Source organism: Streptomyces sp. NPDC058674 (assembly GCF_042716505.1).
GTDB lineage: Bacteria > Actinomycetota > Actinomycetes > Streptomycetales > Streptomycetaceae > Streptomyces.
In genome coordinates this window covers 39,320-65,881 of sequence record NZ_JBHXSC010000042.1, presented here as the reverse complement: position 1 = coordinate 65,881, position 26,562 = coordinate 39,320, and the positions used below count along the sequence as shown (strand labels likewise).

General features: G+C 71.2%; 26 protein-coding genes and 1 riboswitch. Of the genes, 8 read left to right on the top strand and 18 right to left on the bottom strand.

Going from position 1 to position 26,562, the window contains the following annotated elements:
* A partial coding sequence (locus ACFWU6_RS21645) for a cbb3-type cytochrome c oxidase subunit I (protein ID WP_383982502.1) occupies positions 1 to 834 on the bottom strand: 834 nt, incomplete at its 3' end.
* Between the two features lie 282 nt (positions 835 to 1,116).
* Between ACFWU6_RS21645 and ACFWU6_RS21640 the strand changes: the two genes are divergently transcribed.
* The 3 genes from ACFWU6_RS21640 to ACFWU6_RS21630 all read left to right on the top strand — a co-directional run bounded on the left by ACFWU6_RS21640 (position 1,117) and on the right by ACFWU6_RS21630 (position 2,496).
* Positions 1,117 to 1,551 carry a hypothetical protein gene (locus ACFWU6_RS21640; RefSeq protein WP_383982499.1) on the top strand — a complete coding sequence of 145 codons (435 nt, stop codon included), beginning with the start codon at positions 1,117 to 1,119 and terminating at the stop codon, positions 1,549 to 1,551.
* A gap of 190 nt (positions 1,552 to 1,741) precedes the next feature.
* Positions 1,742 to 1,972, top strand: coding sequence for a DUF6480 family protein (locus tag ACFWU6_RS21635; protein ID WP_383982496.1), 231 nt, complete (start codon positions 1,742 to 1,744; stop codon positions 1,970 to 1,972).
* A 215-nt stretch (positions 1,973 to 2,187) separates the two neighbouring features.
* Positions 2,188 to 2,496 (top strand): hypothetical protein, encoded by a 309-nt coding sequence (locus ACFWU6_RS21630; RefSeq protein WP_383809681.1) that lies wholly within the window; start codon positions 2,188 to 2,190, stop codon positions 2,494 to 2,496.
* A gap of 156 nt (positions 2,497 to 2,652) precedes the next feature.
* Here ACFWU6_RS21630 and ACFWU6_RS21625 read toward each other — a convergent pair whose 3' ends face one another.
* From ACFWU6_RS21625 to ACFWU6_RS21600, 6 genes are all read right to left on the bottom strand, one after another.
* Positions 2,653 to 3,795 (bottom strand): glycosyltransferase family 4 protein, encoded by a 1,143-nt coding sequence (locus tag ACFWU6_RS21625; protein WP_383809684.1) that lies wholly within the window; start codon positions 3,793 to 3,795, stop codon positions 2,653 to 2,655.
* 74 nt (positions 3,796 to 3,869) lie between these two features.
* Positions 3,870 to 4,985, bottom strand: coding sequence for a hypothetical protein (locus ACFWU6_RS21620; RefSeq protein WP_383809687.1), 1,116 nt, complete (start codon positions 4,983 to 4,985; stop codon positions 3,870 to 3,872).
* A gap of 118 nt (positions 4,986 to 5,103) precedes the next feature.
* Positions 5,104 to 6,156, bottom strand: coding sequence for an NlpC/P60 family protein (locus ACFWU6_RS21615; protein ID WP_383809690.1), 1,053 nt, complete (start codon positions 6,154 to 6,156; stop codon positions 5,104 to 5,106).
* Between the two features lie 243 nt (positions 6,157 to 6,399).
* A complete protein-coding gene (locus ACFWU6_RS21610; RefSeq protein ID WP_383809692.1) occupies positions 6,400 to 7,425 on the bottom strand; it encodes an NlpC/P60 family protein in 1,026 nt (341 codons plus the stop codon).
* Between the two features lie 252 nt (positions 7,426 to 7,677).
* The gene (locus ACFWU6_RS21605; protein WP_383982505.1) at positions 7,678 to 9,042 is read right to left on the bottom strand and encodes an NYN domain-containing protein; all 1,365 of its coding nucleotides are present in this window, start codon (positions 9,040 to 9,042) and stop codon (positions 7,678 to 7,680) included.
* A 40-nt stretch (positions 9,043 to 9,082) separates the two neighbouring features.
* Positions 9,083 to 9,322: a hypothetical protein gene (locus ACFWU6_RS21600; RefSeq protein ID WP_008738811.1), complete on the bottom strand. Its 240-nt coding sequence runs from the start codon at positions 9,320 to 9,322 to the stop codon at positions 9,083 to 9,085.
* Positions 9,323 to 9,458: 136 nt separating this feature from the next.
* On the opposite strand from ACFWU6_RS21600, the gene ACFWU6_RS21595 reads away from it, so the two are divergent.
* Complete coding sequence (locus ACFWU6_RS21595; protein ID WP_383982493.1) at positions 9,459 to 10,181, top strand: rhomboid family intramembrane serine protease; 723 nt, start codon at positions 9,459 to 9,461, stop codon at positions 10,179 to 10,181.
* The gene (locus ACFWU6_RS21590; RefSeq protein ID WP_008738815.1) at positions 10,178 to 10,459 is read left to right on the top strand and encodes an Lrp/AsnC family transcriptional regulator; all 282 of its coding nucleotides are present in this window, start codon (positions 10,178 to 10,180) and stop codon (positions 10,457 to 10,459) included. The genes ACFWU6_RS21595 and ACFWU6_RS21590 overlap by 4 nt, the downstream gene beginning before the upstream one ends.
* A 435-nt stretch (positions 10,460 to 10,894) precedes the next feature.
* On the opposite strand, the gene ACFWU6_RS21585 is transcribed toward ACFWU6_RS21590, so the two are convergent.
* The 6 genes from ACFWU6_RS21585 to ACFWU6_RS21560 form a co-directional block, all read right to left on the bottom strand.
* Complete coding sequence (locus tag ACFWU6_RS21585; RefSeq protein ID WP_383982490.1) at positions 10,895 to 12,295, bottom strand: aminotransferase class V-fold PLP-dependent enzyme; 1,401 nt, start codon at positions 12,293 to 12,295, stop codon at positions 10,895 to 10,897.
* 216 nt (positions 12,296 to 12,511) lie between these two features.
* Positions 12,512 to 12,628: riboswitch (SAM riboswitch) on the bottom strand.
* Between the two features lie 89 nt (positions 12,629 to 12,717).
* Entirely contained in the window at positions 12,718 to 13,782 is a 1,065-nt protein-coding gene (gene trpD, locus ACFWU6_RS21580) for an anthranilate phosphoribosyltransferase (protein ID WP_383982488.1), read from the bottom strand.
* A 186-nt stretch (positions 13,783 to 13,968) separates the two neighbouring features.
* Entirely contained in the window at positions 13,969 to 15,624 is a 1,656-nt protein-coding gene (locus ACFWU6_RS21575) for a cytochrome bc complex cytochrome b subunit (RefSeq protein WP_383809704.1), read from the bottom strand.
* Positions 15,621 to 16,679 (bottom strand): Rieske 2Fe-2S domain-containing protein, encoded by a 1,059-nt coding sequence (locus tag ACFWU6_RS21570; protein ID WP_383809707.1) that lies wholly within the window; start codon positions 16,677 to 16,679, stop codon positions 15,621 to 15,623. Before ACFWU6_RS21570 ends, ACFWU6_RS21575 begins: the two co-directional genes overlap by 4 nt.
* Positions 16,676 to 17,485, bottom strand: coding sequence for a c-type cytochrome (locus ACFWU6_RS21565; RefSeq protein ID WP_383809710.1), 810 nt, complete (start codon positions 17,483 to 17,485; stop codon positions 16,676 to 16,678). The genes ACFWU6_RS21570 and ACFWU6_RS21565 overlap by 4 nt, the downstream gene beginning before the upstream one ends.
* A gap of 76 nt (positions 17,486 to 17,561) precedes the next feature.
* Positions 17,562 to 18,182 carry a heme-copper oxidase subunit III gene (locus ACFWU6_RS21560; protein ID WP_281204606.1) on the bottom strand — a complete coding sequence of 207 codons (621 nt, stop codon included), beginning with the start codon at positions 18,180 to 18,182 and terminating at the stop codon, positions 17,562 to 17,564.
* Positions 18,183 to 18,381: 199 nt separating this feature from the next.
* On the opposite strand from ACFWU6_RS21560, the gene ACFWU6_RS21555 reads away from it, so the two are divergent.
* Positions 18,382 to 18,786 (top strand): hypothetical protein, encoded by a 405-nt coding sequence (locus tag ACFWU6_RS21555; protein ID WP_383809714.1) that lies wholly within the window; start codon positions 18,382 to 18,384, stop codon positions 18,784 to 18,786.
* A gap of 129 nt (positions 18,787 to 18,915) precedes the next feature.
* Here the strand turns inward: ACFWU6_RS21555 and ACFWU6_RS21550 are convergent, their stop codons facing one another.
* The 4 genes from ACFWU6_RS21550 to coxB form a co-directional block, all read right to left on the bottom strand.
* The gene (locus ACFWU6_RS21550) at positions 18,916 to 20,166 is read right to left on the bottom strand and encodes an Ig-like domain-containing protein (protein WP_383809717.1); all 1,251 of its coding nucleotides are present in this window, start codon (positions 20,164 to 20,166) and stop codon (positions 18,916 to 18,918) included.
* 123 nt (positions 20,167 to 20,289) lie between these two features.
* Complete coding sequence (locus ACFWU6_RS21545; RefSeq protein WP_267720843.1) at positions 20,290 to 20,688, bottom strand: cytochrome c oxidase subunit 4; 399 nt, start codon at positions 20,686 to 20,688, stop codon at positions 20,290 to 20,292.
* Positions 20,685 to 22,418, bottom strand: coding sequence for a cytochrome c oxidase subunit I (gene ctaD, locus ACFWU6_RS21540; protein ID WP_383809720.1), 1,734 nt, complete (start codon positions 22,416 to 22,418; stop codon positions 20,685 to 20,687). The genes ACFWU6_RS21545 and ctaD overlap by 4 nt, the downstream gene beginning before the upstream one ends.
* Positions 22,415 to 23,440: a cytochrome c oxidase subunit II gene (gene coxB / locus ACFWU6_RS21535; RefSeq protein WP_383809723.1), complete on the bottom strand. Its 1,026-nt coding sequence runs from the start codon at positions 23,438 to 23,440 to the stop codon at positions 22,415 to 22,417. The genes ctaD and coxB overlap by 4 nt, the downstream gene beginning before the upstream one ends.
* Positions 23,441 to 23,723: 283 nt before the next feature.
* Here coxB and ACFWU6_RS21530 point away from each other — a divergent pair, with 283 nt between their 5' ends.
* Entirely contained in the window at positions 23,724 to 25,103 is a 1,380-nt protein-coding gene (locus ACFWU6_RS21530; protein ID WP_383982485.1) for a cysteine desulfurase/sulfurtransferase TusA family protein, read from the top strand.
* A 73-nt stretch (positions 25,104 to 25,176) separates the two neighbouring features.
* Here the strand turns inward: ACFWU6_RS21530 and ACFWU6_RS21525 are convergent, their stop codons facing one another.
* The gene (locus ACFWU6_RS21525; protein ID WP_383809728.1) at positions 25,177 to 26,154 is read right to left on the bottom strand and encodes a carbohydrate kinase family protein; all 978 of its coding nucleotides are present in this window, start codon (positions 26,152 to 26,154) and stop codon (positions 25,177 to 25,179) included.
* Between the two features lie 131 nt (positions 26,155 to 26,285).
* Here ACFWU6_RS21525 and ACFWU6_RS21520 point away from each other — a divergent pair, with 131 nt between their 5' ends.
* A complete protein-coding gene (locus ACFWU6_RS21520; RefSeq protein WP_383809730.1) occupies positions 26,286 to 26,525 on the top strand; it encodes a hypothetical protein in 240 nt (79 codons plus the stop codon).
* Positions 26,526 to 26,562 lie beyond the last annotated feature (37 nt).

The following is a 26,562-nucleotide window of genomic DNA, read 5'->3' as shown; positions in this document are numbered from 1 at the left end:
CACCGGGAAGATCTCGGTAACGATCCCGAAGAACGGCAGCGCGATGATGTAGACCTCCGGGTGCCCGAAGAACCAGAAGAGGTGCTGCCACAGCAAGGCCCCGCCGTTCTCCGGATTGAACACCTGCGCCCCGAAACGCCGGTCCGCCTCCAGTACCAGCAGGGCCGCGGCCAGCACCGGAAAGGCGAACAGGACGAGCACCGAGGTCAGCAGGATGTTCCACGTGAAGATCGGCATCCGGAACATCGTCATGCCGGGCATCCGCATGCAGATGATCGTCGTGACGAAGTTGACCGAGCCGAGAATGGTTCCGAAGCCGGAGAGCGCCAGGCCCATGATCCACATGTCGCCGCCCACGTACGGGGTCCGTTCACCTCCGCTGAGCGGCGTGTAGGCGGTCCAACCGAAGTCGGCCGCGCCCTGCGTGGTGAACAGGCTCGCCACGACGATCAGCCCACCGAAGAGGAACAGCCAGAACGACAGCATGTTCAGCCGCGGAAAGGCCACGTCCGGCGCGCCGATCTGAAGCGGCATGATCGCGTTGGCGAACCCGGCGAAAGTCGGTGTCGCGAAGAACAGCAGCATGATCGTGCCGTGCAGGGTGAAGATCTGGTTGTACTGCTCGTTCGAGACGATCTGCATCCCCGGCCGAGCCAGCTCCGCCCGCAGCAGCAGCGCCATCACGCCGCCGATGACGAAGAACCCGAACGACGCGATCAGGTACAGGTGTCCGATCTTCTTGTGGTCGGTGGTGGTCAGCCAGGAGACCAGCACACTCCCCCACGAGCGTCCCCGTACCGGGATCGGCGTGACGGGCTCGGTCGACGTCGCCATGGACGATTCCTTTGCGTCAGGTCACACGGTCAGAGCACAGGGTGGACGCGCCGGTACCCGCACAGCGAGTCTCACGCGCGGCTACAGATGTACTACGTAACGTGACGAAAGGGCTATGTGGCAGCCGGTCCGTTAACTCGGTTGGCCCCTTTCGCATCACCCGACGCAGCCCGAACCTCCCGGATGGCGGGCGACTCCTCGTGTCCCCCGTCGAGGACCGTCTCTTCGGCCGATCGAGGGTGGTCGTACGGCGACCGGGTAGGCGACGGTCAGGAGGATGCCATGGCTATGTACCACTCCCACCACGCCCCGGTCCCCCCGGCCCAGGCGCACGCCTTCCGGCAGGGCATTCACGACCAGGTGATCGGGGTCGTCATGTTCGCCGCCTCCGCCGCCTTGTGGATCTTTCCGATGGTGACCCATGACGGGGCGAAGGACGCGCAGGTCAACGAGGCGGTGGTCGGAGCTTTCCTGATGTTCGTCGTCGGACTGCGCCTCTACCGGGGCAGCAGCTGGCGCTCCGATGTGGTCGTCGGTCTGGCAGGTCTGTGGATGATCGCCTCGCCGTACGTGTTGGGGCTGCAGAAGACCGATGTCGACAACGCCAGCCGGGTTCTCGACATCGCCGTCGGCTGCGTACTCGTGACCACCTCCCTGCTCTCTCTGGTGATCGTGCGAGCCGACCGCCGAGCGGGCGGGACGATACGCCGTCACTGAGACGGTTCCGTGCGCAGACGTCGGCGACGGGCAGCATCCGGCCACCCTGTACGGGGAATGGGTGGCGGGTCCCGTCGCGGCCGCGTCGCGTGGCGCGCGCGGCGCCGGGTAGGCGCTGAACACCCCCGGGCACACACCGCGTGCCCGGCACGACCACGGACGACTGTTGCCGAGACCAGGAGGCCACGTCATGTCCGCACAGGATCCGGAACCGAACGTACGTCGCACGCCTTCACCCGGCGCAGGGACCGGGGTACCGCCGGGCGAGACTCCGCCCGGTGAATCGAGCACTGGCACGGGAACCGGTCCGTACCGGCCCCTCACCCGCGGCTGGGGGAAGGGACCCCTGGTGCTGATCTGCCTCCTCGCCTTCGTCACCGCCCTGTTCTTCCTGGCCTACGCCATCACGCTGGACCTCTGAGGCGGCAGCTCGCAGGCCCAGCGCGCCGCCCTGGTGCCCGCGCCGGCTCCCGTCGGTCGGCAGGTGCCGGGGCTCCGAGCTTCATCCGCCCAATTTGCCCCTTAGGTGATACTTATCGCCTGATTCGGGTAGTCACGGAGTGGGACGGCGTCGATCTTGGCCCGATCTCACCTCTGGCGCAATGTGCGCTTCGCACAACGGATTGGACACCTGCCATGACCACCGCAAACCCGGGCGGCACCCCCACAGGTCACCGGAGCTCCAGTGCCGACGTTTCCGGACACGGGACACGCCGCCTCTCGACCGAGACGAAGTCGGCCCTGAAGACGACGGAGTTCTTCGTCTACATCGCCTCCGTCATCGCGGTTCTGATCGCCTCCATGCTCGTGGGCACCGAAGAGGGTCACCGCGACTACTTCCGCGCCGACATGGCCTGGCTGTACATCGTGATCCTCACGGTCGGCTACATGATCAGCCGGGGACTGGCCAAGTCCGGCAGTCGCGACCACTACGACGGCTCCTGACACTGGCACCCCTCAACCCCGCCTGCGTGTGACGCGCGGGGGTCCGGGGGCGGAGCCCCCGCAGCGGCGCCGCACCCGCGATCCCGGCCCCCCGCCAGACGCCCCCACCCGCCCCGCACCCGGCACGGGACCGGCACGGGACCGGCACGGGACCGGCTACAGCAGCTCCCGCAGCCGTTCCGCCAGCAGGTCCCAGCGCCACTTCTCCTCGACCCAGGCCCGGCCCCGCTCCCCCATCCGGCGGCGCAGCTCCGGGTCCCGCAGGAGCGTCGCGATCCGGTCGGCCGCGTCCTCGGCGGAGCCGCCCCGGACCACCCAGCCCGTCTCACCGTCCAGCACCGCGTCCGGCGCCCCGCCGGAGTCGCCCGCCACCACCGGCAGGCCCGTCGCCGAGGCCTCCAGGTAGACGATCCCGAGCCCCTCCACGTCCAGCCCGCCCCGCCGGGTGCGGCACGGCATCGCGAAGACGTCCCCCGCCCCGTAGTGGGCCGGGAGTTCCGACCAGGGGACGGCCCCCGTGAAGACCACCGAGTCCGCGACGCCGGTGGACGCGGCCAGCCTGCGCAGGTCCGCCTCGTACGGTCCGCCGCCCACGATCAGCAGCACCGTGCCCGGCACCGCCGCCAGAATCCGCGGCATCGCCTCGATCAGCGTGTCCTGGCCCTTGCGCCGCACCAGCCGGGACACGCACACCACCACCGGCCGGTCGGTCAGCCCGAGCCGCGCCCGGACCTCGGCGCCCCCCGAGTCCGGGTGGAAGGTCTTCTCGTCCACCCCCGGCGGGAGTTGCGCCATCCGGGCCGCAGCCCGCTCCGTCACCGCCGAGGCGATCCGTGAGCGCGTGTACTCCCCGAGGTACGTCAGCGTGTCCGTGCCCTCGCCGATGCGCCGCAGCAGCTGCCGCGCCGCCGGCAGCTGGGCCCAGCCCGCCTCGTGCCCGTGCGTGGTGGCGACGAGCCGCCGCGCGCCCGCCCGCCGCAGCGCCGGCCCCATCAGCCCGAGCGGCGCCGCCGCCCCGAACCACACGGACTCGCAGCCGTGTTCGCCCAGCAGAGCCACCGCCCGCCGGGTCACGCGCGGGGTCGGCAGCAGCATCGTCGTCCGGTCGCGGACCACCTGGAAGGGCTGGGCGGCGTCGAAGGCCGCCGTGGCCTCGCGGCCCTCGGCCCCGTGCTTCCAGGTGGAGGCGTAGACGACGATCCGGTCGGGGTCCAGGCGCAGCGCCATGTTGTGCAGGAAGGCCTGGATGCCGCCCGGGCGCGGCGGGAAGTCGTTGGTCACGATCAGCGTCTTGTGCATCGTCAGGCGACCCTACCGGACCCCCCGCGGCGCCCGGCGGAGCCCGCCGCAGCCCGCCTGCGCCCGGCCCCGGCTCAGCGGAGCTCGCGGCGCAGCGCCTCCCGCCAGGACGCCGTCAGTTCGGCCGGGTCCACCCCGACCGCCTCCCGCAGGGCCGTGGGGAGCGCCTGCCGCCCGGCCGCCGCGTACAGGCCGACCAGTGCGGCGTCGCCCCAGCGCTGCGCGATCAGGCGGCAGGCCAGCCACGCCCCCTCGTACGCGCGGGCCACTGCCTCCGGTTCGCCCCCGAAGGCGAAGGCCTCGGCCGGCGGCAGCCCGCCCGGTACCTCGCCCCGCCGCACCGCCCGGGCCAGCGTCGGGGCGCCCTGCTCCGGGGTCGCCCCGCTCCCCCGGTACGCCGCCCAGTCCGCGAAGCCCTCCGAGAGCCACAGCGGGGTCGTGTCCGAGGTCGCCGTACGGGTGGCCACGTGGGTGACCTCGTGGGTCAGCACGATCCGCCGGCCCTCCCCGCTCAGCCCCGCCCAGCCCTCCGGGTTGACCACCACCCGGTCGGCGGGGGCCGGCCCCGCGCCGACCCGGCCCGTGGTGACGGCGCCGAGCCCGCGGTAGGCGTCGGCCGGGCGGCCCAGCAGTTCCGCCATCCGCTCCAGGGAGCCGGGGACCAGCACCACCACCCTGCCCGCCCACGGCCGGGGCCAGGCGGCGCTCGCCGCCGGGACCGCCCGGTCCGCCTCCGCGGCGATCTCCCGCAGGGTGTCGCCGCTCTGCCCGGCCCCGCCCAGGACCAGGCAGTGCGCGCCCCGGACCACCGCCACCGGGCCCTGGTCCCACAGCTGCCGCGGCGCGCCGGGCGCGGGCCGCTCGGCGCGGACCCGCCATGCGCCGCCGTCCCCGGTGACCTCCAGCTCGCGGGCCGAGCCGTCCGGGGCCGCGTCGTAGCCGGCCAGCCGGTAGCGCAGCTGCGCCCGTACGAGGGCCCGTACGCCGTCCCGCCGCACCGAGGCGACCTCGTAGGACCGGCCTTCCAGGGGGATTCCGGCGAGTTGTGCGGGGGCGGCCCGCGCCCAGTCGGCCACGGCCCGGCGGATGGCCCGATCGGCGGTGTCGGCCGGGGGCCGCCCGCCGCAGCCGGCCAGCAGGAGGCACAGCAGCAGCGGCAGCGCGCGCACGGCACGGGGACCCGGGAACATCAGCCGATCGTACGCACGGACCGGGCCGCCCCACGGGCCGGGCGCGGTCAGCAGCCCGGGCGCGGATTCGGATTCGGTCTCGGTCTCGGACCCGGGCGCGGTCTCGGGCCGGACGGCGTCAGGGGCGGGTCACCGACGACACCGGCATCATCCCGACCGGGTCGTAGCGCACCCGGGCCCCGGGGTAGGGGGCGTGCACCACCTGGCCGTTGCCGACGTACATGCCGACGTGGCTGGCGTCGGACCGGTACGTCACCAGGTCGCCCGGCCGGGCCTGCGACAGCGGCACCTGCCGCCCGGCGTGCCGCTGGGCCTGCGAGGTCCGCGGCAGGGAGACGCCGGCCTGCCGGTACGACCACACCATCAGCCCGGAGCAGTCGAAGCCCGAGGGGCCGGTGGAGCCCCAGATGTACGGGCGGCCGACCGCCGCCCGGGCCGCCATGACGGCGGTGGCGGCGCGCCCCGAGGAGGGGCCGGCCGCGGCGGGCTCGGGAAGGCCGGCCGCGCGGCCGCCGGAGCGCGAGGCGCGCTCGAATGCGGCCCGCTCCTCGGACGGCATGGCGTTCAGCAGCCGCCGGGCCGCCGCGAGCTTCGCCGTGACGGCACGCTTGTGCCGCGCGACGTCGGCGCGCAGGGCCTCCAGCTCGCCGAGTTTGTGCGAGGCCTCCCGGCGCTCCTGGCCGAGCCGGCGCTGCTCCTCGCGGAGTTCGTCCAGCTGGTGGGCCTGACGGCCGGTCAGCCGGTCCAGGACGGCGGCGCGGGCGAGGTAGTCGTCGGGGTCCTCGGAGAGCATCAGCCCGAGGGCGGGGTCGATGGCGCCGCCCCGGTACTGGGCTCCGGCGAAGGTGCCGAGGACGCCCCGCATGGTGTTGATGCGGTCCTGGCCGCGGGCGATCGCGTCCTGGGCCCGGTTGACCTCGGAACGCAGCCGGTCGGCCTTCTCCCCGGCCTCGTTGAAGCGCTCGGTGGCCTGCTCGGCCTCCTCGAAGAGGCGGTCGACCTGGGCGCGGCTGCCCGCCGGGGGCTCCTGCGGGAGGCCGGGGGCCGCGCTCGCGGATACTCCCGTCATGGCGACCGCGGCCGTGGCCGCGGCGGCGGTCAGGACGGTGACCTTCGTGTTCCGGTCGAGGCCGGTGAGACCGGTGAAGCCCGGCCGGCGATGGGACGCCACGTGGAACCGCTCCCTTCCGCTGCGCGGGGCCCGGGTCCGCCCTCCGTGGACGGCCGTGTGCCGGGTCCGCGCTGGCAGACAGTAGCGGCGGGGCAGGGCGCCGGCCAACGACCGCCCGGGGGCACGCACGGCGGCGCCCCGCAGGAGACGCAGGTCACCGGCGGGGCGTGCGGTCACAGCGGGGTGCCGCAATTCGCCCGGATGGGCGGTGCGCGGCGCGTCCCCCGGGGCGGACGGGCGGGGTCAGATGCGGACGCCGAACTGGAACGGCATGTTGTCCATCGACTCGTACTTGACGCCGCCGCGCGGGTTGGAGGCGTGCAGCGTCATGTTGTTGCCCGCGTACAGACCCACGTGGTGCAGGTCCCCGTAGAAGAAGACCAGGTCACCGGGCTGGAGCTCGCTGCGGCTGACGCGCCTGCCCTCCTCCGCCTGGGTGTAGGTGGTGCGGGTGATGCTGACGCCGGCCTGCTTGTACGCCCACTGGGTGAGCCCGGAGCAGTCGTACGCACCGGGGCCGGTGGCGCCCATGACGTACGCGGAGCCCAGCTTGGTCTTGGCGGCGGCGAGGGCGGCGCCGGCCCGGCCGGAGGCCTTCACGTTGCCGAGTTCGACCCGCTCCCCGGCGCTGCGGCTGGCGCGGGACTCCTCCTCCTTGATCTGCGTGCGCTCCTGCGCGGTCAGGGAGTTGAGGAGGGCCTGGGCCTCGCCGAGCTTGTCCTGCGTGACCTTCTTCTTCTCGCCGAGCTCCTTGCGGGTGGCGTCGAGGTCGGCGAGCTTGCCGGCGGCCTCCTGGCGCTGCTGCGCGAGGCTGCGCTGCTTGGCCTGGATCTTCTGGACGGCTTCGACCTGCTTGCCGCTCAAGTGGTCCAGGGAGGCGGCCTTGTCGAGGTAGCTGTCCGGGTCGGCCGACAGGAAGAGCGCGAGGGAGGGGTCGATGCCGCCGCCCCGGTACTGGGCGCTGGCCATCGAACCGAGCGTGCTGCGCAGCTCGTTGAGGTCGCCCTGGCCGCGCGCGACCTGGTCCTGGAGCTGGCCGATCTCCTTTTCGAGCTTCTCCTGGCGCTCCTTGGCCCCGTTGAACTTCTCGGTGGCCTGCTCCGCCTCTTCGTAGAGGGCGTCGACCTGGGCCTTGACCTCGTCCTTGCCCGGCTTGGCGGGGGCGGCGGAGGCGCCCTGGGCGGTGAGGGCGACGGCGGCGGCCGCCGTGGCGGTCAGGACGGTCACGCGAGCGCGGGTCGGCTGCTTGGGTCGACGGTGGGACGCCACGAAGGCGAGCTCCTTCTTCCTCGAGCCGCCGAAGAACGCAACTCGGCAGCACCTCCGCTGCCACCCCGAATGAGTGATCTACCGCACGAAGGTTTGAGCAGACCCTAGTGACCCTTCTGTGATCAGTTCAAATCCTGTAGGGAAAAAACTCGGTCTCCGACCAGCTTCTTTACCTACAGCGCACGCTCCGTGCCGGGCACTTGACGGTACGTTCCCTGCTTGCCCCATCAATTCCGGCATAAGGGCCACGAGTTACGAAACGCGCGAAAGCCGCTTCAGCAGCAAGGCGGACGTCACGGGCCGCGCCCCGGCCTTGGCCACCCCGTCGGCGACCTCGCGGTCGGTGGAGACCACGACCACCGGCCGGCCCGGCGGCTCCGCCCGCACCAGCTGGCGGATCAGCTCGTCCGCCGTCACCCCCGCCTTGGAGAACAGCACCCGCACCCCGCGCGGCGGCGCGAGCAGCACCGGGGCCGCCAGCTCCGCCCCGTCGAACACACAGGTCATCTCCGCGCCGGTCTGCGCGGCCAGCATCGACAGGCCGCCCAGCAGCCGCAGCCGCTGCTTCTCCAGCGGCATCGTCGGATAGCCGGTCTTCGTCACGTTGTAGCCGTCGATCACGAGATGCGCCTGCGGCAGGGCCAACAGCTGGTCCAGCAGGGCCGGATCGGTCTCCGACAGGGCCCGCGCCGCGATGTCCTTGGGGGTCATCCGGCCCGGCTCCACCGCGTCCACGGTGTCCGCCGGACGGGTGTGCACCGGCGGCAGCGCCAGCTCGCGGCGCAGCCCCGCCGCCGCGTCCAACACGGTGTCCAGCAGCAGTCGCAGCCGCATGTCCTCGATGCTGCGCCCCTCGCGGGTGGCCCGGCGCGAGGTCTCCAGCGCCGTCTCCACCTCCGCCAGCCGGGCCCTGAGCCGCCGGGACTCGCTCTCGGCGGCGGCCACCCGCGCGGCCGCCTCCCCGCGGATGCCGTCGACCTCCGCGGTCAGCTTGCGCAGGGCGGCCTCACCGCGCTTGACGTCGCTCAGGGCGCTGCGCAGCTTGCGGTGCAGCGACTCCGCCTCCTTGCGCGCCCCGTCCAGGTCGGTCCGCACCTGCTCCCCGCCCGCGCGCTGGAGCTCCCGTACGTGGGCCAGCTCCTCGCGGAGCCGGTCCAGTTCGCGCCGGGTCTCCTCGTCCACCCGCTCGGCGTCGGCGCGCTGCGCCTCCTCACCCGCGGCGGCCACCAGCTTGACCCAGCCGGCCGGCCGCAGGACGTACGCGGCGGCCGCCACGTCCAGCGGATCGGCGGCGGCGGGCGGCGCGCCGGACTCCAGCGCCCCGGCCAGGTCCGCCTGCGCCTCGCGCACCTTGTCGGCGACCCGGCCGCGGAACACGGCGTCGGTCTCCACCGCGGCGGCCATGGCGGTTCCCGCGAACTTGGCGCGCCGGGTCGGGGTGAAGCGGGCGTACTGGCGCAGCTGCGCCGGGAGGTCCGCGACCGTCAGCCCGCCGAAGGCGTCCGACACGATCGCGACGACCCGGCGCCGCACGCCTTCCGGCAGCGGGCGGTCGAGGACCTCGGCGGCGTCGCCGGCCGCGTCGGCCGGCTCAGCGCCGCTTGCTGGCTCCACAATCCGTCACCCCTACCGTGATCTACCTGTGGGCGGGACTCCGTCAGGAGTCCGCGCCCGGCCTGTCCACGAGCTCGATCTGGTCCACCGCGTTGCACCAGCGGCAGCGGACCGACTCGATGGTCTCATTGACCACCTCGCGCTCCTCGACCTTGGGCTCCCCGGCGAGGTCCAAGTGGACGTACTCCACGACCTTCGACGAGCGGGTGACGTCGAAGCGCGTGAGGTTGCCGCACAGGGTGCAGCGCCACCGGGTGGTGTCGGTCGGCAGGGGAACCGTCATCAGGCCGCTCTCTCCTTCGTAGCTGTTTCAATTAAAGCGGTCCGCGCGGCCGTCTGCGTCGACCGCCGGACCGCAGCTCGTAACCCTACGGCCTGCCACCGCCTCAGGCGGGGCTCGTTGCGTCATGCTCTGTCACATGATCGTAAGGTGGCGGGCCGTACGCGAGGCAGCCCGGGGACCGGTGGTCACCCACGCGCTGATCGCCGGCTGCGGTGTGGTGTTCGTCCTGAGCCCGGCCTCGGGGCTGAACCCGTCCTACGGGACGGGTGAGGAGCTGCTGACGGCCGGGACGGCGTACTTCCAGCGCTGGGGCGTGGTCCCGGACGAGCTCTTCACGGGCACCCCGCGCGCCTGGCTGACCCCGCTGACCGCACTGTTCGTCCACGGCAGCTGGCTGCACCTGCTGGGGAACATGCTCTTCCTCCACGTCTTCGGCGCGATGGCGGAGGAGCGGATGGGACGAGGGCCGTTCCTCGCCTTCTACGTCTGCTCCGGCTACACGGCCCTCGCGGCCTACGCGGCGGCCAACGCCCACTCCGCGCAGACGCTGATCGGCGCGTCCGGGGCCATCTCGGCGGTGCTGGGCGCCTTCCTCTACCTGCTGCCGTGGGCCCGGGTGACGAGCCTGTTCCCGTTCCTCTTCTTCCTGCCCCTGCGGTTCCCGGCGTGGATCGTGCTGGTGTTCTGGTTCGCCCTCCAGTGGGTGGCGGCGAGCCGGGCGGGCAGCGGCCCCGGGGTCGCCTATCTGGCCCATCTGGTGGGCTTCTCGCTGGGCTTCCTCTACGCGTGGGTGCGGTATCGGGGTGCGACTAGAGTGAGGCGACCAGCGACGGCCACCGAGGGAGACAGCCAGCCGTGATCACCGCGATCGTGCTCATCAAGACCAGCGTGGACCGCATCCCCGAGATCGCCGAGTCCATCGCCGCGCTGGACAGCGTCAGCGAGGTCTACTCCGTCACCGGTACGTACGACCTGATCGCGCTGGTCCGCGTGGCGCGCCACGAGAACCTGGCGGACATCATCCCCGGCCGCATCAGCAAGATCCCGGGCGTCGAGGCGACGGACACGCACGTGGCGTTCCGCACGTACTCCCAGCACGACCTGGAAGCGGCCTTCGCCATCGGCCTCGACGCGTAACGCCTCCGGCGCGGTGCGGCGCCGCTCGGCCGGGCCCGTACCCGGGCGGCGGCGGGCGGGCCGGCCCGGTGGGGAGCGGGGTCCCGCCGGGACGTCTCCTCGGCTCGCGCACGGAGGGAGTGCTTCGACGGCACGGGCCGGTTGCGCGCTCGTCCTGCGGGGACGCCCCGGCACGCCCCCACTCCCCACCGGTCCGGCCGGCGCCGTGTGACCGGAGGGCGGCTGCGGGGTGGGGACACTCCGGAGGGTCCCCGCAGGACGAGCGCGCAACCGGGCTTCACCGTCGAAGCACTCCCTCGGTGCGCGAGCCGAGGAGACCCTCCGGAGGGGCACCGCCCCGCAGCCGCCCTCCCGTCACACCGACCCCCGCCGCCGCCCTCCCGTCACGCCGACCCCCGCCGCCCGGCGCCGGTGCGCTCCCGTGCAGCCGGCCGGTCAGACGGCCGGGACGCAGCGGCCCTCTTCCGTGCGGTACTGCCACTTCGCGCCGTCCGCGACCAGTTCCCCCACCGCCCGCACGAAGCGCTCCACGTGCTCGTCCGGGGTGCCGGCCCCGAAGCTGACCCGGATGGCGTTCAGCGAGCGCTCCCCCGGCGCCGCCTCGGGCGCACCGCACTCGCCCGGCTCCTGCGGCTCGCTGCCCAGCAGCGTGCGGACCAGCGGGTGGGCGCAGAAGAGGCCGTCCCGCACGCCGATCCCGTACTCCGCCGACAGTGCGGCGGCGAAGTGCGAGCTGTTCCAGCCGTCCACCACGAAGGAGATGACGCCGACGCGCGGGGCGTCGTCGCCGAAGAGGGACAGCACGCGGACCGCGGGGACCTCGGCCAGGCCCTCGCGCACCGCGGCGATGAGGCGCCGCTCCCGGGCGACGAGGCTGTCGAAGCCCGCCTCGGTCAGGGCGCGGCAGGCGGAGGCGATGGAGTAGACGCCGATGACGTTCGGGGACCCGGCCTCGTGACGGGCGGCCGTGGTGTGCCACTCGACATCCACGCCGCCGTCCTCCCGGCGAGCCACCTTGCGGGAGGCCCCGCCGCCGGCGAGGTACGGCTCGGCCTCCTGGAGCCAGTCCGCGCGGCCGGCGAGCACGCCCGAGCCGAAGGGGGCGTAGAGCTTGTGGCCGGAGAAGGCGACCCAGTCCACGTCCAGCTCCTGCACGGAGACGGGGTGGTGGGGGGCCAGCTGGGCGGCGTCCAGGACGATCCGCGCACCGTGCGCGTGCGCGGCGGCGGCCAGCTCCTTCACCGGCCACAGCTCACCGGTGACGTTGGAGGCACCGGTGACGCAGACCAGCGCCGGGCCGTGGCCCTCCCCGGTCGGCGCAGTGCGGTCGGCCAGGGCCCGCTCCAGCGTGGCGACGGCCTCGGCGGGGGTGCGGGGCGCGTTGAGGTAGGTGACGCGGGCGTCCACCCACGGGAGCAGCGAGGCGTGGTGCTCGGTCTCGAAGACGAAGACCTGGCAGCCGGCGGGGAGCGCCGCGGCCAGCAGGTTGAGCGAATCGGTGGTGGAGCGGGTGAAGACGACCTGGTCGTCGGCGCGGCAGTCGAGGAACCGGGCCACGGTGGCGCGGCTCTGCTCGAAGAGGTCGGTCGAGAGCTGGGAGAGGTAGCCCGCCCCGCGGTGGACGCTGCCGTAGTACGGGGCGTAGGCGGCCACGTCGTCCCAGACCCGCTGGAGGGCGGGGGCGCTGGCCGCGTAGTCGAGGGCCGCGTAGGTGACCTCGCCGCCGGTGACGAGCGGGACGGTGACGTCCCGGCCGAGGACCGCGAGCGGCTCGGCACAGGCGGGGTCCACGGCGGTGGCGGCGACGGCGGTGGCGGCGTTCAGGGATGCGGACATGGCGGTATCTCCCGGCAGGCAGGGGTGAATGGCTTCGGTGTGCCCGTACGGGGGTGCGGCTCGGCGGCCGACCGGGTACGGGAAGGTCCTCGGAGTGGACGGGGGTACGCGGAGGCGACCCTGTTCCGAGGGTTGAAGAAGGGGCGGATTCGCCCTATCGCATTCGCTTGCTCACGGAAAACGCTCCTCGAGAGACCAGGACCCCTGGTGTCGAGGGATCCGCGCTTGCCGTAGACCTCGCTGCCTACGACCTGGTCATCACCCGGGGCACCCCGCCACGGAAGGAGGGTTGCCGGACAGCAAGCCGGGGCCTAAACGCTGTCACTCGTGACCTGGTCAGCATCCTGCCACATGATCCCCCGCGCGCAAGACCCCGGTCCGCATGGTGGACCGGGGTCTTGGCGCGAAACGACCGGCGGGGTTCAGGCGTTGCTGGCCGCCACCCACCGCTCCAGGGCCGCCAGGGCCGCACCCGAGTCGACGGCCTGCGCCGCGCGGGCGATGCCGGCCCGGAGCTGGTCCTCCAGGCTGTCCTTGCCCGGGTCCAGGGCCACCAGGGCGGCCGCCGAGTTCAACAGGACGGCGTCGCGCACCGGGCCCGTCTCGCCGCCCAGCAGGCGGCGGGCGACGTCCGCGTTGTACGAGGCGTCCGCGCCGCGCAGAGCGGAGACGTCCACCAGCGGGATGCCCACGTCGCGGGGGTCGAAGGGCTGCTCCGCGACCTTGCCGTCCCGGACCCACCAGACGCGCGAGGTCGCGGTGGTGGTCAGCTCGTCGAGGCCGTCGTCGCCGCGGAAGACCAGCGCCGAGGAGCCGCGGTCCGCGAGGACGCCCGCCACGATGGGGGCCACCCGGGGGTCGGCGACGCCGGTCGCCTGGGCGCGGACCCGGGCCGGGTTGGTCAGCGGGCCGAGGAAGTTGAACAGGGTCCGGATGCCCAGCTCCCTGCGGGCTCCGGCCACGTGCCGCAGCGCGGGGTGGAACTTCACGGCGAAGCAGAAGGTGATGCCGGCCTCCTCGGCGACCTCGGCCACGCGGGCCGGGGTCAGGTCGAGGTTGACGCCGAGCTTCTCCAGGACGTCGGAGGCGCCGCTGGCGGAGGAGGCGGCCCTGTTGCCGTGCTTGACGACCTTGGCGCCCGTACCGGCCACGACGATCGCCGACATCGTCGAGATGTTCACCGTCTTGGCCCCGTCGCCGCCGGTGCCGACGATGTCCACCGTCCGGCCCGGCACCTCGATCAGGTTGGCGTGCTCGTACATGGTGCGCACGAGCCCGCTGATCTCCTCGACCGTCTCCCCCTTGGCGCGCATCGCGACGACGAAGCCGGCGATCTGGGCGTCGGTGGCCTCCCCGCGCATGATCCGGTCCATGGCCCAGGCGGTGTCGTCGGCGCCGAGGTCGCGGCCGGTCAGCAGGGCGTCGAGGACGCCCGGCCAGCTACGGGCCGCCACGCTGTCGCCGCCTGCCGGGCTTACAACGTCCATGGTCCGCTCCTGCTGCTGGTGGGCGCCCCCGCTTCCGCCGCCCACGTCGAATGGGAAGGGCTTCAGCCTATCCAGCCCCGGGGACGGCAAAGAGCCCCGTCCAGACACTGGACGGGGCTCTCGCCGTGGTGACACCAGGACTGACCGAAACCGGTCCTTCGAGCTGTGGTGCGGTACTGCGGGGGATCAGTGGTGGCCGTGGCCGCTCTGGATCTCCTTGTACTCCTCCACCGTGGGCTTCGGAATCTGGTTGTCCTCGGCGTAGTACCCCTGGCTGAGCTTGACGCGCAGCTTCTCCAGGGCACCCACCTTGCGCTCGACACCGTTCTCGTCGACCGTCGGGCCGATCTCGGCCGGCTTGTACTGCGTGTGCGAGGTGAGCTTGTGCAGCTGACCCTGCGGGAGCGGCTCGTGGATCTCGACGAACTCACCGTGCGGGAGCCGCTTGATGATGCCGGTCTCGCGACCGTGCAGCACCTTGTCGCGGTCGCGGCGCTGGAGGCCGAGGCAGATCCGCTTGGTGATCACGAAGGCGATGACCGGGCCGACGAAGAAGCCGATCCGCGCGAACCAGGTGATCGAGTTGATCGACAGGTGGAAGTACTGCGCGAACATGTCGTTTCCACCGGCGATCAGCAGGATCACGTACCACGTGAGCCAGGCGACACCGAAGGCCGTACGGGTCGGGACGTTGCGCGGGCGGTCCAGGATGTGGTGCTCGCGCGTGTCCTTGGTGACCCAGGACTCGATGAACGGGTACACCGCGATCGCGGCCAGCACCAGCGGGAAGATCACCAGCGGGATGAACACGCCCAGGACGAGCGTGTGGCCCCACAGGTTGACCTCCCAGCCCGGCATGGCTCGGATCAGGCCCTCGGAGAAGCCCATGTACCAGTCGGGCTGCGCGCCGGTGGACACGTGGTCCGGACGGTACGGGCCGAGCGCCCAGATCGGGTTGATCGACGCGATGCCGGAGATGGCCGCGATCACACCGAAGACCAGGAAGAAGAAGCCTCCGGCCTTCGCCATGTAGACGGGCAGCAGCGGCATGCCGACGACGTTGTTGTTCGTCCTGCCGGGGCCCGCGAACTGGGTGTGCTTGTGGTAGAAGACCAGGATCAGGTGGGCCACCAGCAGGCCCATCATGATGCCGGGCAGCAGCAGGATGTGCACCGAGTAGAAGCGCGCGACGAAGTCGCCGCCCGGGAACTCCCCGCCGAACAGGAACATCGACAGGTACGTGCCGACGACCGGGACGGACAGGATGGCGCCCTGCATGAAGCGGACACCGGTACCCGACAGCAGGTCGTCCGGCAGCGAGTAGCCGGTGAACCCGGTGAACATGCCGAGGACCAGCAGCAGGAAGCCGAAGACCCAGTTCACCTCGCGCGGCTTGCGGAACGCGCCGGTGAAGAACACGCGCATCATGTGCACGAGCATCGCCGCGACGAAGATCAGCGCGGCCCAGTGGTGGATCTGGCGGATCAGCAGGCCGCCGCGGACGTCGAAGCTGATGTCCAGCGTCGAGGCGAAGGCCTCGGACATCAGGACGCCCTGCATCGGCACGTACGAGCCGTGGTACTCGACTTCGTTCATGCTCGGGTGGAAGAACAGCGTCAGGTACACACCCGTGAGGATGATGATGATGAAGCTGTAGAGGCAGATCTCACCCAGCATGAAGGACCAGTGGTCCGGGAAGATCTTGCGCATGTTGGCCTTGGCGAGGCCGTAGATGCCCAGGCGGCCGTCCGCCCAGTCGGCCACGCGCTCGCCGGCCGGCGCTTTGCGCCCCGGCTTGCCCGCCGCGCCCGCGGCTGATGAATTCGTAGTGGCAGTGCTCATCCGCGCTCCCAGAATGCAGGCCCGACGGGCTCTTCGAAGTCGCCGAGCGCTTCGAGGAAGCCTTCGTCATTCACGCCGATCCGCAGCTGCGGAAGCGCGTGACCGGCCGGGCCGAAGATGACTCGGGCGCCGTCGGAGAGGTCGAAGGTGGACTGGTGGCACGGGCAGAGCACGTGGTGCGTCTGCTGCTCGTACAGGCTGATCGGGCAGCCGACGTGGGTGCAGATCTTGGAGTAGGCCACGATCCCGTCGTGGGACCACTCCAGCTCCTGCTTGTCCTTGATGTCGTCCGGCTGGATGCGGACGATCATCAGGGCGGCCTTGGCGATCTGCGTCTGGAAGTCGTGCGCGTGCTCGTCCAGGCCTTCCGGCCGGGCGAACGTCAGCGAACCGACCAGGACGTCCTCGGGACGCAGCGGCTCGTCCGTGTTGTCGTTGATCAGCAGCTTGCCCTTGGCCCAGATGGTCTTGCGCAGCTTGTCCTCGGGCAGGGGCCCCAGGTCGCGCATGATCACGAGGGCGGAGAGCGGCAGCATGGCCAGCGCGCCCAGCATCGTGTTGCGGATCAGGGGGCGGCGACCGATCGCGGACTCGCGCGCGCCGTCGGCGAAGTCCTGCAGGACCTGCGCCTTGACCTCCGGCGGGGCGGCGATCTCGTGGCGCTCGGCGGCGACCTCGACGTCGGACATCAGGGTGCGGGCCCAGTGGACCGCGCCCGCGCCGATGCAGAAGAGCGCCGTGCCCAGCGTCATGCCCAGCGAGAAGTTGAGCGCGCTCACCTTCCCGATGGGGAAGATGTAGACGATCTTGTCCACCGGGAAGATCACGTAGGACGCGATGAAGCCGATCGTGGCCAGCATCGACAGCGTGAACAGCATCGCGACGGTGCGCTCGGAGCGCTTCGCCGCCCGCTCGTCGATGTCCTGGATACGGGGCTTGTGGACCGGAAGGCCCGGGTCGGCGAACGGGTCGTCCGCGACCGCGACGCCACCGTGGTGCGCGTCGCCCTGCTCACTCGGCAGGTGCTTGACTTCGGGAATCTCTTGGCTACTCATGACTTCTTGGCCTTAGCGGTGTGGGCCGCGACCCAGACGGCGACAGCGATCAGCGCACCCAGACCGAAGATCCAGCCGAACAGACCCTCGGAGACGGGGCCGAGGCCACCGAGCTTGAGCCCTCCGGGGTTGGTCGACTTGTCACCGTTCACGTTCTGGAGGTACGCGATGATGTCCTTCTTCTGCTTCTCCGGCATGGTGCTGTCCGGGAAGGAGGGCATGTTCTGCGGGCCGGTGAGCATGGCCTCGTAGATGTGCTTCGGCGAGACGTCCTCGAGGTTCGGGGCGTACTTGCCGTTCGTCAGTGCGCCGCCCTCGCCGGTGAAGTTGTGGCACTGCGCGCAGTTGTTGCGGAACAGCACACCACCGTTGGCGATGTCGGCACCGGCCGGGTCGTACTGCTTCTCGGTCGGCGTGATCGGGCCGGCGCCGAGCGAGGAGATGTACGCGGCCAGCTGGTCGATCTGTGCCTGCGTGTAGATCGCGGGCTTCTTCGGCACCTGGGCGCCGGGCTGCTGGGCGGGCATGCGGCCCGTGCTCACCTGGAAGTCGACTGCCGCGGAGCCGACGCCAACCAGGCTCGGGCCGTCAGAGGAACCCTGACCGCCGGTTCCGTGGCAGCTTGCGCAGCCGACGGCGTAGAGCTTCTTGCCCTCCTCGATGGCGAGGGACTGGGCGGTTTCATCGGCCTGCGCCTTGCCCGCGGGGGCGAAGGCGGCGTACAGCCCCCCGGTGGCCGCCAGCGCGAAGAGTAGAACGACGACCGCCGCCAGCGGATGGCGTCGTCGTGCGGAGAGCTTTTTCACGGATTACCCCGGTGTCAGGATCTTCTGCGTCGGTGTGTCTGGATGGAGTGCCGGGTCGGGCCCGGTGACGTGATCGCTACTTGATCAGGTAGATCGTGGCGAAGAGGCCGATCCAGACGACATCGACGAAGTGCCAGTAGTAGGACACGACGATGGCCGACGTGGCCTGTTCGTGGGTGAACCTCTTGGCCGCGTACGTCCGGCCGAGGACCAGCAGGAAGGCGATGAGGCCGCCCGTCACGTGCAGACCGTGGAAGCCCGTGGTCAGGTAGAAGACCGAGCCGTACGGACCGGACGAGAGGCTCATGCCCTCGTGCTTGACCAGCTCGGTGTACTCGAACACCTGGCCGCCAATGAAGATCGCACCCATGACGAACGTGATGATGAACCACGACCGGAGCTTCTTCACGTCACCGCGCTCGGCTGCGAATACGCCGAGCTGGCAGGTGAGCGAGGAGAGCACCAGGATCGTCGTGTTCGTCGCCGAGAAGGGCAGATTCAAGGCCGAAGCCTGCTCTGTCCAGTACTCGGCACCCGTCACTGATCTCAGGGTGAAGTACATCGCGAAGAGGGCCGCGAAGAACATCAGCTCGGAACTCAACCAGATGATGGTTCCCACGCTGACGAGGTTCGGCCGGTTGACCGTCGGGTGCGCGTGCCCGGTATCTACTGTCGTTGCTGTCGCCACGACCGACATTATGTCGGTCGCTTATCCCGCCCTCACCCCGGGGGGTGCCGTTCGGAGTGTCCGGGGCGTGTGCAGGGCCCGAACGGCCCATCAGATCGCCCCCCGCGCGTCAGTGGCGAGCCTGTCCGAACCGATGTTGACAGCGCATCGGGAGGAGTAGCATCCCGCGCAACATCAACGTCATTCACGGGACACGTGGAGGAACGAAATGCGGGCGACTGCGCGGGTTCTGGTCTACAGCGACGACTCGGGCACCCGGGAGCAGGTGCGGCTGGCGGCCGGGCGCAGGCCCGCCGCCGACCTGCCGCCGGTGGAGTTCCTGGAGTGCGCGACGCTGCCCGCGGTCCTGTCCGCGCTGGACGCGGGCGGGATCGACGTCTGCGTGCTGGACGGCGAGGCGGCCCCGGCCGGGGGCATGGGCGTGTGCCGGCAGATCAAGGACGAGATCTTCCGGTGCCCCCCGGTGCTGCTGCTCATGGGGCGTCCCCAGGACGCCTGGCTGGCCACCTGGAGCCGCGCGGACGCGGCGGTGACCCTTCCGGTGGACCCGGTGGCGTTCGCGGACGCCCTGGCGGCCCTCCTGCGGGCCCGACTGGCCTCGTCCGCCGCCTGACCTCCGCGCCGGTCCGCGCCGTCCCCCGTACGGCTGACGTGCCCGCGGGTGGCGCAGGTGCCGTCCCCGGTCGGGGACGGCACGCGGCGGCGCTCCCCGGACCGGGTCCGGGGGCGGGCCGGGACGCGGTCAGACGGTGGGCCGCAGGCGGGTCTGGTCGATCGTGCTGCGGCCCTCCTGGGTGCCCTTGAGGAGGGCGCTGCCCTGGCGCCAGTCCTTCCAGTCCATGTTCCAGTCGCCGAAGCCGTTGCCGAAGATGTCCATGTCGTCGCCGATGCTGTTGACGACCTGGACGATGTCGCCCTCGTTGATGTTCTCGTAGAACCAGGCGGCGTTACCGGTGCTCATGCCGGTGCAGCCGTGGCTGACGTTCGCGTAGCCGTGGGAGCCGACGGACCACGGCGCGGCGTGGACGTATTCACCGCTCCAGGTGACGCGCGTGGCGTAGTAGACGGGCAGGTTGTAGTACTCGCTGCCGCCGATGCCCACGGTGTCGCCGCGCATCTGGACGAAGTACTGCTTGCCGAGGACCACCTTCACGCCGTTGCGCGTGGAGAAGCCGGGCTTCCCCGTGGTCACCGGAATGGTGTTGATCACTTCTCCGTTGCGCTTGAACGTGAGGTAGTGCGAGGAGGCGTCGGTGGTGACCTCCACCCGGTCGCCGATCTCCAGCTTCAGCGGCTTGGCCGCGGCGCCGTAGACGTGGTCGGAGATCCTGACGCCCTCCAGATTGCTCCGTACGGAGACGGTGGTGTGGGCGGGCCAGTACTCCTTGGGGCGGTAGTGGAGCTTCTTGTCGTCGACCCAGTGCCAGGCCCCCTCGACGCCCGGGGGGGTGTCGACGACGAGCCCCCGTTCGACGACGGCGCGGGCGGCCTTCTCCTTGACGGGTTCGCTCAGCTCGGCCGTGATGGGCTGCCCGACGCCGTACTTGCCCTCGTCCGGGCCGAACTCGACCGAGAGGACGCCTTTGGCCGGGGTGGTCTCGAAGACGGCCGTGCGCAGCCCTGGGGCGCCCTTGGCGTTCTCGGTGCTCACGGTGACCGTGTAGCGGACCCCGGCGGCCATGGGGACGGTGTTGTGCCAGCGGTCGCCCTTCGCCGACAGCTCGCCCGCCAGGCGGCGTCCGTGCGTGTCCACGACCAACACGTCGGTGATGCGCGCCTCACCCCCCTTCGTGGTGACCTCGAGGGGCTTGTCGGGGTCCACGGGGCGGCTGCCGGGGGCCTGGTTGAAGGCGATCTGCTCGCCCGCGTCGTACGGGCGGGCGGACAGCGGGTTGTCGTCGTCGCCCGACCCGCATGCGGTGGCGCCGGCCCCGAGGGACGCGACCAGCAGGGAGCAGCCGATTACCGTCCAAAGACGCGGTGAGTGGTTCATGGGAGCAACGCTATGAAGATATGACAATTACGGCGCGCGGGGTGACTGCAAACGAGGGGCCCGGACCCCTCCGAAGAGGTGTCCGGGCCCCAGGTGCCTCACGACGCCGTCGCGAGGGTGCTGCTACTGGTTCTGGTTCTCACCGCGGTAGTACTCGTACACCCAGCCCCACAGGCCGATCAGGATGACCGGGGCCGAGAAGTACATGAGCCACCAGCCGAAGATGACGCCGCAGAAGGCGAGCGCACCACCGATGGCCAGGGAGAGCGGCTGCCAGCTGTGCGGGGCGAAGAACCCCAGCTCGCCCGCCTCGTCGGCGACGTCGGCCTCCAGGTTGTCCTGGGCCATCTCGTCGACGCGCTTGGCCGTGAAGGCCAGGTAGTAGCCGATCATCACGCTCAGGCCGAAGGCCAGGAAGAGCGCGGTGGTGCCGACGGGCTCCTTCGACCACACGCCGTACACGACGGCCATGATCAGGATGAAGAAGGAGAGCCAGAGGAACATCTTGCCCTGGATCTTCACTTGCCGGCCTCCTTGCCGCCGGTGACTGCCTTGGTGCCGGCGTCGTGGTCCGCGAGGTGGTCGAGGGCCGCGATCTCCGGGTGGTGCAGGTCGAACGCCGGCGACTCGGAACGAATCCGCGGCAGGGTGAGGAAGTTGTGCCGCGGGGGCGGGCAGGACGTCGCCCACTCCAGCGAACGGCCGTAGCCCCAGGGGTCGTCGACCTCGATCTTCTTCCCGTACTTCGCCGTCTTCCAGACGTTGTAGAGGAAGGGCAGCATCGACAGGCCGAGCAGGAACGAGCTGATCGTGGAGATCGTGTTCAGCGCGGTGAAGCCGTCGGCGTCCAGGTAGTCCGCGTAACGGCGCGCCATGCCCTCGACGCCCAGCCAGTGCTGCACCAGGAAGGTGCCGTGGAAGCCGACGAACAGCGTCCAGAAGGTGATCTTGCCGAGCCGCTCGTCCAGCATCTTGCCCGTGAACTTCGGCCACCAGAAGTGGAAGCCGGAGAACATCGCGAAGACCACGGTGCCGAAGATGACGTAGTGGAAGTGCGCGACGACGAAGTACGAGTCGGAGACGTGGAAGTCCATCGGGGGCGAGGCCAGGATGACGCCGGTCAGACCACCGAAGGTGAAGGTGATCAGGAAGCCGACGGCCCAGAGCATCGGGGTCTCGAAGGACAGCGAGCCCTTCCACATGGTGCCGATCCAGTTGAAGAACTTCACACCGGTCGGTACCGCGATCAGGAAGGTCATGAAGGAGAAGAACGGCAGCAGCACACCGCCGGTGACGTACATGTGGTGGGCCCACACCGTCACCGAGAGGCCGGCGATCGAGATGGTCGCGGCGATCAGACCGATGTAGCCGAACATCGGCTTGCGGGAGAAGACCGGGATGACCTCGGAGATGATGCCGAAGAACGGCAGCGCGATGATGTACACCTCTGGGTGTCCGAAGAACCAGAAGAGGTGCTGCCACAACAGGGCGCCGCCGTTGGCCGCGTCGAAGACGTGCGCACCGAACTTGCGGTCCGCCTCCAGCGCGAAGAGCGCGGCGGCGAGCACCGGGAAGGCCAGCAGGACCAGGACACCGGTCAGCAGGACGTTCCAGGTGAAGATCGGCATGCGGAACATCGTCATGCCGGGCGCGCGCATGCAGATGATCGTGGTGATGAAGTTGACCGAGCCGAGGATCGTGCCGAAGCCGGAGAAGGCCAGACCCATGATCCACATGTCGGCGCCGATGCCCGGCGAGCGGACCGCGTCCGACAGCGGGGAGTAGGCGAACCAGCCGAAGTCGGCGGCGCCGTTGGGCGTCGCGAAACCGGCCACCGCGATGGTCGAGCCGAAGAGGTACAGCCAGTACGCGAACATGTTCAGCCGCGGGAACGCCACATCGGGCGCACCGATCTGCAGCGGCATGATCCAGTTCGCGAATCCGGCGAACAGCGGCGTCGCGAACATCAGCAGCATGATCGTGCCGTGCATCGTGAACGCCTGGTTGAACTGTTCGTTCGACATGATCTGCGTGCCCGGTCGGGCCAGCTCGGCGCGCATGAAGAGCGCCATGATCCCGCCGATGATGAAGAACACGAACGACGTGACCAGGTACATCGTGCCGATGGTCTTGTGGTCGGTGGTGGTGAGCCACTTGACGACCACGTTGCCCGGCTGCTTGCGCCGTACCGGCAGCTCGTTCTCGTACGAGTCAGCTGCGGCGGCACCCTGGGATTCGTTGAGGATGCTCACAGTTTATTCGTCTCCGCGTTCCGGGCCGGGTCGGTCTGCTTGATGCCGGCCGGGAGGAAACCGGTCTGCCCCTTCTCCGCCAGCTCCTTCAGGTGCGCCCGGTACTTCTCGGGCGAGACCACCTTGACGTTGAAGAGCATCCGGGAGTGGTCGACGCCGCAGAGCTCGGCACACTTGCCCATGAAGGTGCCTTCTTGGGTCGGGGTGACCTCGAAGACGTTGGTGTGGCCCGGGATGACGTCCTGCTTGAACAGGAAGGGGACCACCCAGAAGGAGTGGATGACGTCGTTCGACGACAGGATGAAGCGGACCTTCTCGCCCTTGGGCAGGACGAGGGTCGGCCCCGGGTTCCCCGTCTGCGGGTTGCGGTCGCCGGGGACGCCCTTCTGGTAGACGCCTTCGGCGCCCGCCGGGAAGTCCTTGGTGAAGCGGTCCGGGATGGAGTCGAGCTCCTTGGGGACCTGCGTCATCGTCTGCGGTTCGGCCTCGTTCGCACCCTCCGCCTTGGGCAGCGCCCTCCGCTTGGGGGTGTTGGCGTCGCCGTCGACGTTCTCGACGTAGTTGAAGCCCCAGCTCCACTGGAAGCCGACCACGTTGATCGTGTGCGCCGGCTTGGGGGAGAGGGCGAGCAGCTTCGACTCGTCACGCGCGGTGAAGTAGAAGAGCACGGAGACGATGATCAGCGGGACCACGGTGTACAGCGCCTCGATGGGCATGTTGTACCGGGTCTGCGCGGGAACTTCGATCTTCGTCCGGGTGCGCCGGTGGAAGATGACGCTCCACAAGATCAGGCCCCACACCAGGATGCCCGTGATGAGCGCGGCCGCCCAGGATCCCTGCCACAGGGAGAGGATGCGCGGAGCCTCCTCGGTCACCGGGGTCGGCATTCCGAGGCGGGGGAAGTCTTTCCATGTATACGAGCAACCAGTGGCGGTCGCCAGGACCACGCCCGCAGTCAGCGCCTGCAGCAGCTTCCGCCGCATCGGGCGCCGCGGCGAGCGGTCGGAGCCGTAGGGACTCACGTAGCGCCTTCCCGAGAGTCTCGGCCCGCGCGGCCGGCCGCGGCCGTGTTCGGGTCGGTCGCCGGCCCTGACGCAGGCAGGGGTTTGGATGTTTATGCGGACCAAACCCTACTGGACGCTATTTGGGGTCGCGCGGGGAGGGTGCCCAACGCGCCGCTACTGACCCCGAAGGGGTGGTTCCGCCGTCCGGGGGACCGCGCGAACGGCCCTGAACGGGCGCCTGCGGACGGCAACTGACGGCCCCTGACCCCGGCTCCGGCGAGGCTCCGGTTAGCGTGGCCGGATGCCGTACTTCGACAGCGCGTCCGCCGCTCCCCTGCACCCCGTGGCCCGGCAGGCGCTGCAGGCCTCCCTCGACGAGGGCTGGGCCGATCCGGCCCGGCTGTACCGGGAGGGCAGGCGCGCCCGGCTGCTCCTGGACGCGGCGCGCGAGGCGGCCGCGGAGGCGGTGGGGTGCCGGGCCGACGAGCTCGTGTTCACTCCTTCGGGAACGCACGCGGTTCACACGGGTGTCGCGGGGGCCCTCGCCGGCCGCCGGCGCGTCGGCGGCCATCTGGTCCTGTCCGCGGTCGAACACAGTTCTGTACTGCACGCGGCGGCGGCGCACGCGGCGGCCGGGGGCACGGTCACGGAGGTCGCGGTCGACCGGCTCGGTGCGGTGACGGCGGCGGGCTACCGCGCGGCCCTGGGCGCGTCGACCGCGCTGGCCTGCCTCCAGACGGCCAACCACGAGGTGGGCACCGTCCAGCCGGTGGCGGAGGTGGCCGAGGTCTGCGCGGAGGCCGGGGTGCCGCTGCTGGTCGACGCCGCGCAGTCGCTGGGCTGGGGCCCGGTGGAGGGCGGCTGGTCCGTACTGGCCGCCAGTGCGCACAAGTGGGGCGGACCGCCCGGGGTCGGCCTGCTCGCGGTCCGCAAGGGGGTCCGCTTCGCCCCCCGACACCCGGCGGACGAGCGGGAGTCGGGCCGCTCCCCCGGCTTCGCGAACCTCCCCGCGATCGTGGCGGCGGCGGCCTCGCTGCGGGCCGTCCGGGCGGAGGCGGAGGCGGAGGCCGCCCGGCTGAGGGTCCTGGTGGACCGGATCCGGCGGCGGGTGGTGCGCCTGGTCCCGGACGTGGAGGTGGTCGGCGACGCGGACCGCCGCCTCCCCCACCTGGTCACCTTCTCCTGCCTGTACGTCGACGGGGAGAGCCTGCTGCACGAGCTGGACCGGGCCGGCTTCTCGGTCTCCTCGGGCTCCTCGTGCACCAGCTCCACGCTGACCCCCAGTCACGTACTGCGGGCGATGGGGGTGCTGTCGGAGGGCAACGTACGGGTGTCCCTGCCGCCGGGAACCACGGCGGAGGAGGTCAACGCCTTCCTGGAGGTGCTGCCGGGCGCGGTCGCGGGCGTACGGGAGAGGCTCGGCGCGGGCGGGGAGGCCCCGGCCGCGCCGGAGGCGGACTCCCTGGAGCTGGACGCGCTCGGCCTGCGGTGCCCGCAGCCGGTGATCGAGCTGGCCCGGGCCGTCGGGCGGGTGCCGGTGGGCGGCACCGTGACCGTGGTCTCCGACGACGAGGTGGCCCGGCTGGACGTCCCGGCCTGGTGCGCGATGCGGGGGCACGCCTACCTGGGCGAGGCCGCCCGCCCCGCGGGCACGGCGTACACGGTCCGCCGCCTCCACTGACCGGGCTCCGCGCCCCGGTCGCGGGCGGGGCTCGGACAGTGCGGCGGCGGCCGCGCACGGCGTCCCGGGGCGGCTACGCGGCCAGGTGGGTGCGGACCTCCGCCGCGGCCTCGTCGCCGTACGCCTTGGTGAAGCGCTCCATGAAGTGGGCCCGGGCCAGGGTGTACTCCTGGGTGCCGAGCGTCTCGATGACCAGCGTCGCCAGCATGCAGCCGACCTGCGCCGCGCGCTCCGGGCCGACGCCCCAGCCGAGCCCGGTCAGGAACCCGGCGCGGAAGGCGTCGCCGACGCCCGTCGGGTCGACCTTCGCGGTCTCCTCGGGGCAGCCGACCACGATCGGGGCCTCGCCGGCCCGCTCGATCCGGACGCCGCTGGAGCCGAGGGTGGTGACCCGGGTGCCGACCTTGGCGAGGATCTCCGCGTCCGTCCAGCCCGACTTCGACTCGATGAGGCCCTTCTCGTACTCGTTCGAGAAGAGGAAGGTCGCGCCCTCCATGAGGGTGCGGATGTTGTCGCCGTCCATCCGGGCGATCTGCTGCGAGAAGTCGGCGGCGAAGGGGATGCCCCGCGTCCGGCACTCCTCGGTGTGGCGCAGCATCGCCTCGGGGTCGTCCGCGCCGATCAGGACCAGGTCCAGGCCGCCCACGCGGTCGGCCACGGCCTTGAGCTCGATCAGGCGGGCCTCGCTCATCGCGCCCGTGTAGAAGGAGCCGATCTGGTTGTGGTCGGCGTCCGTGGTGCAGACGAAGCGCGCGGTGTGCAGCACCTCGGAGATGCGGACGGACTCGGTGTCGACGCCGTGCCGGTCCAGCCAGGCCCGGTACTCGTCGAAGTCGTAGCCGGCCGCGCCCACCAGGACCGGGCGGCTGCCGAGCTGACCCATGCCGAAGCAGATGTTCGGGCCGACACCGCCCCGCCGGACGTCGAGGTTGTCGACGAGGAAGGAGAGGGAGACCGTGTGCAGCTGGTCCGCGACCAGCTGGTCGGCGAATCGGCCGGGGAAGGTCATGAGGTGGTCGGTGGCGATGGAGCCGGTGACTGCGATGCGCACGGCGTGGACGCTCCTGCGGAGGACGGCAAGGGACAGTCAAAACTACCCCGTCGACGGCGGCGGGCCGACCGGCCGAAACTACCCCGTAGTAGCTCTTTCTTCCCGTGAGTGGCCGTGCCTACGGTGCCCACATGACCTACACCGACGGTTTCGGCTACACCGAGTACACCGCCGACGCGCGCGTCGCGGAAGGCCCGCGCCAGGCCGGCTTCACCCGCCTGCTGGGCGACTGCGCCCGGATGGCCCCGCACTGGGCGGTCCCGGCGGGCCCCCGGCCGGCCCGGGTGGCGCCCTCGCAGATCCACGGGATCAGCGTGCCCCCGGCGTCGGCGCGGCTGATCGCCTCGACCGCCGCGTACGGGGACCAGTAGCGGGCCGGGGGAACCGCTTGCGCGTCTGTTCCGTCAC

Excerpts from the sequence above, each read along its gene's own strand:
- ACFWU6_RS21640 (WP_383982499.1), top strand. The coding sequence starts at position 1,117 with ATGGCTATGTACCACTCCCACCACGCCCCGGTCCCCCCGGCCCAGGCG.
- ACFWU6_RS21635 (WP_383982496.1), top strand. The coding sequence starts at position 1,742 with ATGTCCGCACAGGATCCGGAACCGAACGTACGTCGCACGCCTTCACCC.
- ACFWU6_RS21630 (WP_383809681.1), top strand. The coding sequence starts at position 2,188 with ATGACCACCGCAAACCCGGGCGGCACCCCCACAGGTCACCGGAGCTCC.
- ACFWU6_RS21625 (WP_383809684.1), bottom strand. The coding sequence starts at position 3,795 with ATGCACAAGACGCTGATCGTGACCAACGACTTCCCGCCGCGCCCGGGC.
- ACFWU6_RS21620 (WP_383809687.1), bottom strand. The coding sequence starts at position 4,985 with ATGTTCCCGGGTCCCCGTGCCGTGCGCGCGCTGCCGCTGCTGCTGTGC.
- ACFWU6_RS21600 (WP_008738811.1), bottom strand. The coding sequence starts at position 9,322 with ATGACGGTTCCCCTGCCGACCGACACCACCCGGTGGCGCTGCACCCTG.
- ACFWU6_RS21595 (WP_383982493.1), top strand. The coding sequence starts at position 9,459 with ATGATCGTAAGGTGGCGGGCCGTACGCGAGGCAGCCCGGGGACCGGTG.
- ACFWU6_RS21585 (WP_383982490.1), bottom strand. The coding sequence starts at position 12,295 with ATGTCCGCATCCCTGAACGCCGCCACCGCCGTCGCCGCCACCGCCGTG.
- trpD (WP_383982488.1), bottom strand. The coding sequence starts at position 13,782 with ATGGACGTTGTAAGCCCGGCAGGCGGCGACAGCGTGGCGGCCCGTAGC.
- ACFWU6_RS21575 (WP_383809704.1), bottom strand. The coding sequence starts at position 15,624 with ATGAGCACTGCCACTACGAATTCATCAGCCGCGGGCGCGGCGGGCAAG.
- ACFWU6_RS21570 (WP_383809707.1), bottom strand. The coding sequence starts at position 16,679 with ATGAGTAGCCAAGAGATTCCCGAAGTCAAGCACCTGCCGAGTGAGCAG.
- ACFWU6_RS21560 (WP_281204606.1), bottom strand. The coding sequence starts at position 18,182 with ATGTCGGTCGTGGCGACAGCAACGACAGTAGATACCGGGCACGCGCAC.
- ACFWU6_RS21555 (WP_383809714.1), top strand. The coding sequence starts at position 18,382 with ATGCGGGCGACTGCGCGGGTTCTGGTCTACAGCGACGACTCGGGCACC.
- ACFWU6_RS21550 (WP_383809717.1), bottom strand. The coding sequence starts at position 20,166 with ATGAACCACTCACCGCGTCTTTGGACGGTAATCGGCTGCTCCCTGCTG.
- ACFWU6_RS21530 (WP_383982485.1), top strand. The coding sequence starts at position 23,724 with ATGCCGTACTTCGACAGCGCGTCCGCCGCTCCCCTGCACCCCGTGGCC.
- ACFWU6_RS21520 (WP_383809730.1), top strand. The coding sequence starts at position 26,286 with ATGACCTACACCGACGGTTTCGGCTACACCGAGTACACCGCCGACGCG.